Source organism: Alteromonas sp. G4i35 (assembly GCF_054960375.1).
The window spans coordinates 1-386 of the sequence record NZ_JBHNZD010000082.1 but is presented as its reverse complement, the minus strand read 5'-3'; the positions used below and the strand labels follow the sequence as shown (position 1 = coordinate 386).

General features: G+C 44.6%; 2 tRNA genes. Both read left to right on the top strand.

Going from position 1 to position 386, the window contains the following annotated elements:
• Positions 1–65: 65 nt before the first annotated feature.
• Positions 66–141, top strand: a tRNA-Ala gene (locus ACFI6L_RS20325).
• A 43-nt stretch (positions 142–184) separates the two neighbouring features.
• Positions 185–261 (top strand) — tRNA-Ile (locus ACFI6L_RS20320).
• Positions 262–386 lie beyond the last annotated feature (125 nt).

The window sequence follows — 386 nt, the reverse complement described above, 5'->3', positions numbered from 1 at the left end:
AAGACGCCTTGATGCAGTGCCTACACAGATAGTCTTGTTTAAAATGAAGAACGACACAAGTTTATGGGGCTATAGCTCAGCTGGGAGAGCGCCTGATTTGCATTCAGGAGGTCAGCAGTTCGATCCTGCTTAGCTCCACCATCTACTTGAAACTGGGTTTGTTGCTAACAAACTTAGAAACTGAAGGCTTGTAGCTCAGCTGGTTAGAGCGCACCCCTGATAAGGGTGAGGTCGGCAGTTCAAGTCTGCCCAAGCCTACCATTTCCTTGCTTTGTGAAAGGAAGGTAACAAAGGTAGAAAACGTGTCGCGTTGGACCCGAAATCCTAATGAATATTTACTGTTTCAGTAAGCATTGATTAGGGTTTTTTACTCTAAAGATGAAAGA